Genomic DNA, 10,779 nt, shown 5'->3' with positions numbered 1-10,779 from the left:
TATCTTATTTTCCAAATATATCTCCGGATATTTTTTCCCGGTCAGGAAGAATCAAGTTAAGAAGGATTCCGACGATGGCTGAAAGTGCCATTCCGGAAAGCGATACCGTTTCCGATAGTTGTACGAACGCTCCTCCGATTCCTAACACCAGGATGACTGAAGCTATCATCAGGTTTCTTTTTTTGTCAAAGTCGACCTTATTATCAATCAGCATCCTCAATCCACTTGAGGCGATGATACCGAAGAGCAAGATGGAAATGCCGCCCATCACAGCTGTAGGTATCGAGCTGATGACTGCTGAAATCTTACCGTTAAAGCCAAAGATGATTGCAGTCAATGCTGCCCCTCCGATGATATAGACACTGTACGCCTTCGTCATGGTCAGGACCCCAATATTTTCACCATACGAAGTCAGCGGCGGCCCACCGATGAAGGACCCAATCATGATTCCTGCGCCATCTCCTAAAATCGAGCGATGCAAGCCTGGCTTTTCCAAAAAGTTTCTGCCGACTACTTTGCTCAGTACCATCTGATGTCCGATATGTTCTGATAAAGTTACGATGGCAACCGGTACCATGATGGCAATGACTTCCCATGAGAAGGTAGGTGTATAGGTTACATACGGAAACATGAATTCAGGCATTTCCCACCATTTTGCTGCCTTGATCGGTTCATAATCTATTATTCCTGCTACAGCCGAACAGCCGTAGCCCACTATGATTCCCATTAAAATGGGGATCAAGTTAATGAATCCCTTAAAGAACACGTTGCAGATGATGGTTACCGCTAATGTGATCAGCGCTATAATTATATAAGTGACGCTGTATTTATCTTGCGGATCATACATTGCCATGTCCACTGCCGTTCCGGCAAGGCTTAATCCGATTACGATAATCACCGGACCCACCACAACCGGAGGAAGTATATTCATTAACCAGCGCAAACCGACTTTCTGGATGATCAAAGCTACAATCCCATATATGAACCCTGCTGCAAAACAGCCGATCATGGCCGCTTCCGGACCTCCCAAAGCCTTAGCCGCGATGATTGGCGCAATGAAAGCGAAAGATGAACCGAGATAAGCTGGTATCTGACCTTTCGTTATCAGTAAGTATGAAAGTGTTCCCAACCCGCTTGAAACCAGTGCTACCGCCGGGCTTAAACCTACCAGGAATGGCACCAGCACCGTTGCACCGAACATGGCGAACAAATGCTGGATGCTTAACGTAATCCACTGTCCAGCCTTTGGCACGTCCTCGACATCCAGTACGATGTCCCTTTTCGTTTCTTCCATTTCCGTATCCCCCTCATGAAAATTCCATCAAAACTGTAAAAACCCTCTTTGCTATATACAAAGAGGGTTTCTCAGAAGGTAAATGCCTATACATAGGGCACAGCTCTTCCGATTGACTCCCCTTTGCCAGCCTCTCTGGACTGTCTTTAAAAGGGTAATATGAAATTTTCATGGTGTTTAGTTTTCTAATATAGTAACTTGATCCACTTGATCTACTTCTGTTAAAGTAACTGTAATTTTTTCAGATTGTGAAGTCGGAACGTTTTTACCGACGAAATCCGCGCGAATCGGCAATTCCCTATGTCCCCTATCCACTAATACGGCAAGCTGAATCTGCGAAGGTCTTCCCAAATCCACCAGAGCATCCATTGCGGCTCTAACGGTTCTGCCTGTGAAAAGAACATCATCCACTAAAATCACTTTCTTGTCAGTGATATTGACCGGAATGTCAGAGCCTTTTACGATGGGTTCCCCATCATTGCTCTTTTTCGAAAGGTCGTCGCGATAAAGCGTAATATCCAGTTCACCCAGCTCTATTTCCTTGCCTTCTATTTGATTGATGCGCTTTGCAAGTCGGTCAGCGAGGAAAATCCCGCGTGTACGTATCCCGATTAAGACGCAATCCTCAATCCCCTTATTTTTCTCAATGATTTCATGTGCAATCCTCGTCAAGGCTCTGCTAATGGCCTGCTCATCAAGTACTATGGCTTTCTCATTCAACACGTCGGCCACCCCGATTCTTTTTTCTGATAAGTCCATTTCAACAAAAAAATCCTCATGCCAAGAAGGCATGAGGATTTTATCGCCGTGGGCATAATTATCCCACTTTGCGTATCCGTTTCCTTCTCAGTCTCTCTGAACTGTGTTAAAGGTTCTTATTAAGTTGTTATTATAATATATCAAAAAAGTGAATGTGTCAATCCTTACTTCTACGTAATTGATTAATTAGATTTTCAAACTCCTCCGGAATCGGAGCTTCGAATTCCATATACTCATTAGTACGTGGATGAATGAAACCTAGAAGACCGGCGTGCAACGCTTGTCCATCCAATTTCAGGGTCTTTTTCGGACCATATTTCGGATCTCCCGCCAGTGGGAAGCCAATGTATTTCATATGAACACGGATTTGATGTGTCCTTCCCGTTTCAAGCTGGCATTCCACCAAAGTGAAATCTTTGAAGCGTTCGATGACACGGAAATGCGTGACGGCATTTTTGGCATTCGAATCTGTGACAGTCATGCTTTGGCGATCTTTTTTATCGCGGCCGATCGGTGCATCGATCGTTCCGAAATCATGAGGGATCACACCATGAACTACAGCTTGATACTTACGGGTAACCGTTTTGTCAACGAGCTGCTGTACCAGTTTCTCATGTGCCATATCATTTTTGGCAACCATCAATAGACCTGATGTATCTTTGTCGATCCGATGGACGATTCCAGGACGCATGACACCGTTGATTCCAGAAAGATCCTTGCAGTGAGCCATCAATCCATTTACAAGCGTGCCAGATACATGTCCCGGTGCCGGATGGACGACCATACCGCTCGGTTTATTAACCACGAGTACATCTGCATCTTCATAATAGATATCCAAATCCATTTCCTCTGCTACCGCATCCAATTCCTCAAGTTCTGGAATCGTCACTTCGATTGTATCGCCAGGAACAGCTTTGTAATTCGTTTTAATAACCGCGCCATTTACCAAAACATGATCTTCCTTGATCCATTGCTGGACCTGTGTGCGAGACCATTCCTCATTCAAAGTGGAAAGGGCCTTATCAATCCTAACTCCTTTTAGTGTTTCATCGATGCTGTATAACCTTTTATCCATTATCTTTCTCCTTAGCGTTTTTTTCTTCTAAAAACATATGAATCACGAGCAGTCCGACACCAATTGAAAGCGCAGCATCAGCAACATTAAATACCGGGAAACTGTAGCTGAAAATATAGGTATGAACGAAATCCACTACTTCCTGACGAGCAACACGATCGATGAAATTACCAATCGCACCGCCTAGCATGAGACCAAGTGCAACTCCAAGTAAAATGCTTTCCTTCGCCATTTTCTGAATATAATAGACAAGTCCAATGATGACAGCGATGGTGATGATGTAGAAAAACCACATTTGACCTTGTAGAATTCCCCATGCTGCCCCACGATTACGATGCGAGGTGATATATAGAAGGTTTTCAATAATTTCAATGCTTTCTCCGTACTCCATTTTTTTCACAATCATCCATTTTGTCAGCTGATCGAGAGCTATGACCAAAAGGGCAATCAAATAATAAAACACATTTTTTCCCCCAAACTAATCAAATCTTCACTTTTGAATTGTAGCATAAACTAGAAATAATGACTAATCCGAAAAACAGAAGTCCGCTAACTGCTCCTTAAGAATATCGGGAAGATTGGATAAAGGCAAAATTCTACGATTGGGGTTTTAGCTTCATTCACACAAAAAAGCCGGCCCTTCATATAGGGACCGGCATTTTTGCAGGAATTATTGATTCACGAAATGTTCTTTCACAACTGTAGCACAACGCGGACAAAGTGTTGGATGATCCTCCACTTGACCTACTTCCTTCGAAACATTCCAGCAACGTTCACACGTTTCACCTTCTGCTTTTGTAACAAGGATCGCTATATCCTCAAGTTTAACCGCTTCGGCTGGGGCACTTGCCACATCTCCAGCGATTTCAAATTCGGATACGATGAATAGCTGTTCAAAGCTTTCCTTGATGCCATCAAGCAGATTTTTCGTTTCTTCATTAACATATACCGTCACTTTAGCATTCAGTGATTTTCCGATGACCTTCTGGTTACGGGCTTCTTCCAATGCTTTCAGAACATTATCCCGGACATCCATGAACGCCGTCCATTTTGCTTCAATGACTTCAGCATCTTCAATGGAAATTTCTTCAGGCATCAATGTCAACTGTACGCTTTCTTCCGTTACACCCGGAATGAACGCCCATACTTCATCAGCTGTATGAGAGAGGATCGGTGATACCAATTTGGTCAAGCTGACCAATGATTCGTAAAGGACCGTTTGAATGGCCATACGCTCTTTCCCATTTGGTGCTTCACAATAAAGAATGTCTTTTGCATAATCAAGGTAGAACGAACTTAAATCCTGTGTACAGAAATTATTGACCATATTATAAATGGTAGCAAACTCATAATTTTCATAACTTAGCTTCGACTGTTTGATCAGTTTATTTAATTTAACCAGCATGTATCGATCGACTTCAGGCAATTCTTGAACAGCCACTTTATCGGTCTTAGGATTGAATCCATCCAAGTTCCCTAAAAGGAAGCGGAATGTATTACGGATCTTGCGGTAAACTTCCGAAACTTGTTTTAAAATAGGATCGGAAACCCTGACATCCGATTGGTAATCCACCGAAGCTACCCAAAGGCGTAAGATATCTGCACCAAGTTGATTCATGACCTTGGATGGCAGTACGACGTTCCCAATCGACTTACTCATTTTACGGCCTTCGCCATCCAATGCGAACCCGTGGCTAAGTACACCTTTATATGGTGCTTTGCCTGTAACGGCAACGCTTGTTGAAAGTGATGAGTTAAACCAGCCGCGATATTGATCGGACCCTTCTAAATAAAGGTCAGCAGGGCGTTGCAAGTCGTCTCTTTCTTCAAGTACCGCTTGATGAGAAGAACCGGAATCGAACCATACGTCCATGATATCCGTTTCTTTCGTGAAGATACCATTCGGGCTGCCTTCATGTGCATAGCCTTCAGGCAGAAGATCTTTCGCTTCACGCTCAAACCAGATGTTTGAACCGTGTTCGCGGAATAGGTTTGAAATATGGTCGATGGTTTCATCCGTAATGATCGGCTCGCCATTTTCTGCATAAAACACTGGAATTGGTACGCCCCAAGCGCGTTGGCGGGAAATACACCAATCCCCACGGTCACGGACCATATTGAATAGACGCGTTTCGCCCCAAGCCGGAACCCATTTCGTTTCTTCAATCGCTTCCAGAAGTTCATTGCGGAAGTCCTTGATTGACGCGAACCATTGTGCTGTTGCACGGAAGATCGTTGGCTTCTTCGTCCGCCAGTCATGTGGATAAGAGTGTGTGATGAACGTCAGGTTCAATAACGCGCCTGCTTCAGTTAATTTTTCGGTAATCGGTTTATTCGCTTGATCATAAAATAATCCGGCAAATTCCCCTGCTTCTTCCGTCATGACCCCTTTTTCATCTACAGGACAAAGTACGTCCAAGCCATATTTTTGCCCAATGATAAAGTCGTCTTCACCATGGCCTGGCGCAGTGTGAACACAACCAGTTCCAGCTTCAGTCGTTACGTGCTCACCTAACATCACTAAAGATTCACGGTCATAAAGAGGGTGTTTGGCAACAGCACGGTCCAACTCGCTCCCTTTTACTGTTTTTTGGATGGACGGGTTTTCCCAGCCTAATGTTTCAGTAACCGATTCAAGCAGTGCCTCAGCAATTAAGAATTTTTCATTTTCGACAGCCACTACTACATAATTTAATTGCGGATGCAATGAGATACCAAGATTAGCTGGAATCGTCCATGGAGTTGTCGTCCAGATGATGATCTTGACGCCTTCATCGATCACACCTTTGCCATCTGTGACTTCAAAAGCAACATAGATCGACGCAGAGCGTTTGTCTTGATATTCAATTTCAGCTTCGGCTAGCGCTGATTCACTTGAAGGGGACCAGTAAACAGGTTTTTTCCCTTTATAAATGTAGCCTTTTTTCGCCATTTCACCGAATACCTTGATTTGCTGTGCTTCATATTCAGGCTTCAATGTGATATAAGGATTTTCCCAATCACCACGGACCCCTATTCTCTTAAACTGCTCCCGTTGATTGTCAATCTGGCCATAAGCATACTCTTCACAAAGCTTTCTGAATTCGGCAACGCTCATTTCTTTCCGTTTCACGCCTTTTTTCGTCAATGCCGTTTCGATTGGAAGCCCATGTGTATCCCAGCCAGGTACATACGGTGCTTGAAAACCGCTCATCGATTTAAATCGGACAATGAAATCCTTTAAAACCTTATTCATTGCATGGCCCATGTGGATATCGCCGTTGGCATATGGAGGTCCATCATGCAAAATGAATAAAGGACGTCCTTCCGTTTGTTCTTGCACTTTTTTATAGATGTTCATTTCTTTCCATTTTTCTTGGATTTCCGGTTCACGCTTCGGCAAATTCCCCCGCATTGGAAATTCAGTTTTAGGCATCAATAAGGTATCTTTGTATTCCATCATAAAATCCTCCATCCGTCTTTTAAAAAAATTCATTCGAACCGATGACTTGATATCCGGCCAAAATAAAAAGCCCTCTCATCCCTAAAAAAGGGACGAGAAAGCTTTGCTTCCCGCGGTACCACCCTGGCTAGAAAGATTCACAAAAGTGAATCCAACCTCTCGAGCATTCGTAACGTGAATGAAACGCTTCATTTACTTACTGCAAAAGCAGGTTCAACTCAGAACTCAAGGGTGATCTTCAATATCTTCGCTTATTCCGGGCTTTCACCATCCCCGGTTCGCTAAAAATAAGTGTGTGAAGAATTTACTTTCCCTGTCATCGTCTAATTTCATAATGAATTGTATTGTTAAAAAATTATATGCGAAAAAAGTGTTCAAAGTCAAGGAATCGTTTAAATTTCCTCTTCCACTCTCTCATTTAATTCTATTTCAGTCGCATCGACTTCATAATCCAGAAGATGATCCCAATCGTCATTGTCCAGCAAATCCAGCTGTGCACCGACAAGCATTTTGAAACGTGTCCGGAATACTTTGGATTGCTTTTTCAAATCTTCAATATCCATCGCTATTTTCCTTGCTTTCACAAGTGACTCATTTACGATCCTGTCAGCATTTTTCTCTGCTTCCTTTATGATCAGTTTCGCTTCTTTTTGGGCATTGCGCCTTAATTCTTCGGCTGCTTCCTGTGCGACAATAATCGACTTGTTAAGTGTACCCTCAATTGTCGTAAAATGTCCCAAACGATCAAAAGTCTCGTTCAGTTTATCTTCAAGTTCCTTCTTCTCCCTCAAAATCAGTTCATAATCTTTAATGACCTGGTCGAGAAATTCATTTACTTCATCTTCATCATACCCTCGAAATACTTTGTTAAATTCCTTGTTATGTATATCTATCGGGGTTAAGGGCATTACGGCACCTCCAGAACGGTTTCTACTCTAGTATGTTAAAACTCTATATTCGACAATAAATTTATGATTCCTGCTTTTTCTTGAATTATTTTTGTCTGCCTAACGAGATTCTCCACTTATCCTTCTTGGTTTTCCCATCGATTGAAGCTATTTTACATCTGCCAAAACCTCTGATGGAAAGTGTGTCACCCTCACGGCATTCTTCCGAGACGTTTTCCGTTTGCTTGAAATTCACCTTTACTTTTCCTGACGTTATCAAGGACTGGGTTTTTTGACGGGACAAATTCAGGACGGCCGATAGTACACTGTCAAGCCTAAGAGAACTGACGGTGGTTACTTGCTCTTCCCATTTTTCCTTAACTTGAACGATATTCCCGATTGGAAGTCGTTTGATGGAAACGGAAGCATTACCTATTTTCTCCAGATTTCCAGTGAGATATGAATCCATCTCTTCGGCAGCTATAAATTGAATATCCTCTTCCGTCACTATTATATCACCAAATTTTTCACGTTTTACCCCTAGTGACATCAAGGTTCCAAGTATTTGCCTATGTTCAAGCGTTACAAATTTTTTTGGATAGGAGATATCGTATAAGGAGATATTGAAATCAGATGGTTCAGGAGAGTAATAATCAGGGTAAATGAGCACACGTTTTCGCTCTACGAAATCGCTCCCGCCATTGAATTGCAGTTTCACTTCCGGATCATTCCCTATTAGGGAAGTAAGGATTTCCTGCTGACGCGGATCAAGAAAATCAGATAGTTTCGGAGCGTAGGAATGTTTCACCTGATCAATCCAATTCATGGCCTGGTCGATAAAATCTTTTTCCTCCGGCCTGAAATGCTGATAAATACTCATGATTGAATAAATGCTCCTTAGTTATCAAATTAATGGTCGATCATATGGAATTGATTGAACTCATTCTGCGTTGCAACTACACAGCGGAAATTGTTCCGACTGTGTAGTAATATGCATGTCAGGTTAATTGTTGATCATCCAATTAATGTCTGTAAGTAATAGATTCCATAACCGCTGGCAAAATTAAGAACCAGCAAGGCCACAAGAGGTGAAAGATCAATCATGCCAAGTGGCGGAATGAACTTTCTGAACGGTTCTAAATACGGTTCGCAAATTTTTTCCAAAAACTGACCGATTGATGTCTCCCTTGCATTGGGGAACCATGACATCAATATGTAAACGATTAATGCCATTGAATAAATTTCAATTAAATAATATAAACCCTGAAGCACTAGACCCATTAACCATTACCACCTCGCTTCTTCGTACTCCTCTTCGGCGGCGAAGCCGGTAATATTACCGGAAACATCGACGTTGTCCGGGGTACATAAGAATATATCTGTTCCTATTTTTTGGATATCCCCGCTGATTGCATAGACAGTCCCACTTAGAAAATCGATGATTCGCTTTCCTTGGTCATGCTGGATCCGTTGAAGGTTCACGACTACTGCGCGCCTGTTTTTCAAATGATCAGCTACCTCCTGGGCTTCTGCATAAGCACGCGGCTCCAATAATACTACTTTAGAAGATTTTTGTACGCTTTGCAAACTTACGATATTCTGATTGGTATTATTCCCTGCAGAAGCGGACTGCTGCTGTTTAGCTGACTTCACGACTTTTGGTTCAGCCTCCTCTTCTTCCACCACTTCTTCCCTGTACTCATATTCATCATCCAGCGCGAAATAAGATTTAAATTTTGATACGAACGACATCTATAGCGTACCTCCTTAAAATTATTCGCCTACAAGTGCTGTACCAATCCGGATCATTGTAGCGCCTTCCTCAATGGCAATCATGAAATCATTGGACATACCCATGGACAATTCAGTACAGGGGGCATGCTTCAACTCCAAAGCTTGTATTTCAACCTGGATGCCTTTCAGTTTCCGGAAGCATTCCCGCAAAATCCGTTCATCATCGGTCAATGGAGCCATCGTCATCAATCCTGCAACATTCACCTTATCAAAAGCAGATAACCCTTTTATGAAATCAATAGTCGCCTCTGGATTCAGACCATGTTTTGATTCCTCACCAGATACATTCACCTGCACTAAACAGTTTATCGGCTCATTAGCGCGTTTTTGAATTTCTTCTGCCAAAGAAATTCGATCCAATGAATGGATATATGAAATTTTATCGATGACATTCTTAACTTTGCGTGTTTGCATGGAACCAATATAATGCCAGTTTGGCTTGTCCTTCAGCACTTCATATTTAGCCAATAGCCCTTCGTCACGGTTTTCGCCCAAATCAAGTATTCCCGCTTCCAATGCTTCATTCGCTCTCTCGACCGAAACATATTTCGTCACTGCGATCAACTTTATCGCTTCACGGTCCCTTCCACTATTTTCACATGCTATATTTATTTTTTCTTCGATGTTTTTTAAATTGTCCACTACTTTCACTGTTACTCTAAATCCTCCTTCCAACCGATAAAACTCATCAATCTGCCTGTCTTCCCGTTATCACGGCGATGTGAAAAAAACAATTCATGATCACAGCTTGTACAGTATGATGTAACGTCGATCTGACTATTTGGAATTCCTGATTTTTGAAGAATCAATGCATTAAGTTGCTTAAGGTCTAACTGATATTGTCCTTCACTGATTAAATTATAGGGCTTTTCGTCAATATCTACCAGCAAATTCTGCACTAAATCCATGACATAATCATCAACTACATAGCATTTTGAACAAATCGAAGGTCCAATAACAGCAAATATCTCACTTGCTTTTATACCCTCATTCAGCCATGCCTCAACCACCTTTCGTGCAATCCCATTAACCGTGCCCTTCCAGCCAGCATGTGCCACCCCAATCATACCATGTGCCGGAGCAAGAAAGTATAAGGGCACGCAGTCTGCATAGCAAAGGGTCAATAGAACGTTTGGGTCCTTCGTATAGAATCCATCAGTCGCTTTAAAGGCTGAATCATAATCCGCAGCACCTCTCCCGCAATCGCGGCTGGTAACCTGATGGATATTCGTTTCATGTGTCTGCTCGGCCCCTATCCATTCATTAAGCGGAAACATCAGCTTATCGGCTATAATCCTGCGGTTTCCCTGGACATCACCAAGTTTATCCCCGACATGAAAACCGGTATTCAATGTTTGAAAATCACCTGTACTGACTCCCCCATTTTTTGTGGTGAAGCCCGCTACGAGCTGGAGATTTTTTTGTCTCCAGCTGTCAATGAGCATATATTGGTCTTTTATTAAAACAAATGGCTCTTTCATGCTATAAACCTCTTTATTTTTAGTCTAGTGTATCATATATTTGCGCC

11 protein-coding genes are annotated in these 10,779 nt (G+C 42.4%); all 11 read right to left on the bottom strand.

Annotated features, from left to right (window positions below; genetic code table 11):
* Nucleotides 1–4: 4 nt before the first annotated feature.
* Nucleotides 5–1,294, bottom strand: a complete 1,290-nt coding sequence (locus NYE65_RS20170; RefSeq protein WP_034313846.1) for a solute carrier family 23 protein — start codon at nt 1,292–1,294, stop codon at nt 5–7.
* Between the two features lie 177 nt (nt 1,295–1,471).
* On the bottom strand, nt 1,472–2,053 hold the full coding sequence (gene pyrR / locus NYE65_RS20165; protein ID WP_057278480.1) for a bifunctional pyr operon transcriptional regulator/uracil phosphoribosyltransferase PyrR: 582 nt from the start codon (nt 2,051–2,053) through the stop codon (nt 1,472–1,474).
* A gap of 157 nt (nt 2,054–2,210) precedes the next feature.
* Nucleotides 2,211–3,128 carry an RluA family pseudouridine synthase gene (locus tag NYE65_RS20160; RefSeq protein ID WP_034313849.1) on the bottom strand — a complete coding sequence of 306 codons (918 nt, stop codon included), beginning with the start codon at nt 3,126–3,128 and terminating at the stop codon, nt 2,211–2,213.
* Complete coding sequence (lspA, locus tag NYE65_RS20155; RefSeq protein WP_034313851.1) at nt 3,121–3,591, bottom strand: signal peptidase II; 471 nt, start codon at nt 3,589–3,591, stop codon at nt 3,121–3,123. The genes NYE65_RS20160 and lspA overlap by 8 nt, the downstream gene beginning before the upstream one ends.
* Nucleotides 3,592–3,798: 207 nt before the next feature.
* Nucleotides 3,799–6,567, bottom strand: a complete 2,769-nt coding sequence (gene ileS / locus NYE65_RS20150; RefSeq protein ID WP_340861520.1) for an isoleucine--tRNA ligase — start codon at nt 6,565–6,567, stop codon at nt 3,799–3,801.
* 395 nt (nt 6,568–6,962) lie between these two features.
* Complete coding sequence (locus NYE65_RS20145; RefSeq protein WP_034313857.1) at nt 6,963–7,478, bottom strand: DivIVA domain-containing protein; 516 nt, start codon at nt 7,476–7,478, stop codon at nt 6,963–6,965.
* Between the two features lie 85 nt (nt 7,479–7,563).
* The gene (locus tag NYE65_RS20140) at nt 7,564–8,337 is read right to left on the bottom strand and encodes a YlmH family RNA-binding protein (RefSeq protein WP_328135800.1); all 774 of its coding nucleotides are present in this window, start codon (nt 8,335–8,337) and stop codon (nt 7,564–7,566) included.
* Nucleotides 8,338–8,471: 134 nt separating this feature from the next.
* Nucleotides 8,472–8,738 (bottom strand): YggT family protein, encoded by a 267-nt coding sequence (locus NYE65_RS20135; protein WP_034313862.1) that lies wholly within the window; start codon nt 8,736–8,738, stop codon nt 8,472–8,474.
* A gap of 6 nt (nt 8,739–8,744) precedes the next feature.
* A complete protein-coding gene (locus NYE65_RS20130) occupies nt 8,745–9,209 on the bottom strand; it encodes a cell division protein SepF (RefSeq protein WP_057278438.1) in 465 nt (154 codons plus the stop codon).
* A gap of 21 nt (nt 9,210–9,230) precedes the next feature.
* Nucleotides 9,231–9,902: a YggS family pyridoxal phosphate-dependent enzyme gene (locus tag NYE65_RS20125; protein ID WP_268590482.1), complete on the bottom strand. Its 672-nt coding sequence runs from the start codon at nt 9,900–9,902 to the stop codon at nt 9,231–9,233.
* Nucleotides 9,903–9,904: 2 nt separating this feature from the next.
* Nucleotides 9,905–10,732, bottom strand: coding sequence for a peptidoglycan editing factor PgeF (gene pgeF / locus NYE65_RS20120; protein WP_340861519.1), 828 nt, complete (start codon nt 10,730–10,732; stop codon nt 9,905–9,907).
* Nucleotides 10,733–10,779 lie beyond the last annotated feature (47 nt).

This window comes from Peribacillus sp. FSL R5-0717, from assembly GCF_038002945.1.
GTDB classification, from domain to species: domain Bacteria; phylum Bacillota; class Bacilli; order Bacillales; family DSM-1321; genus Peribacillus; species Peribacillus frigoritolerans.
This window is presented reverse-complemented; position numbering and strand designations above follow the sequence as displayed.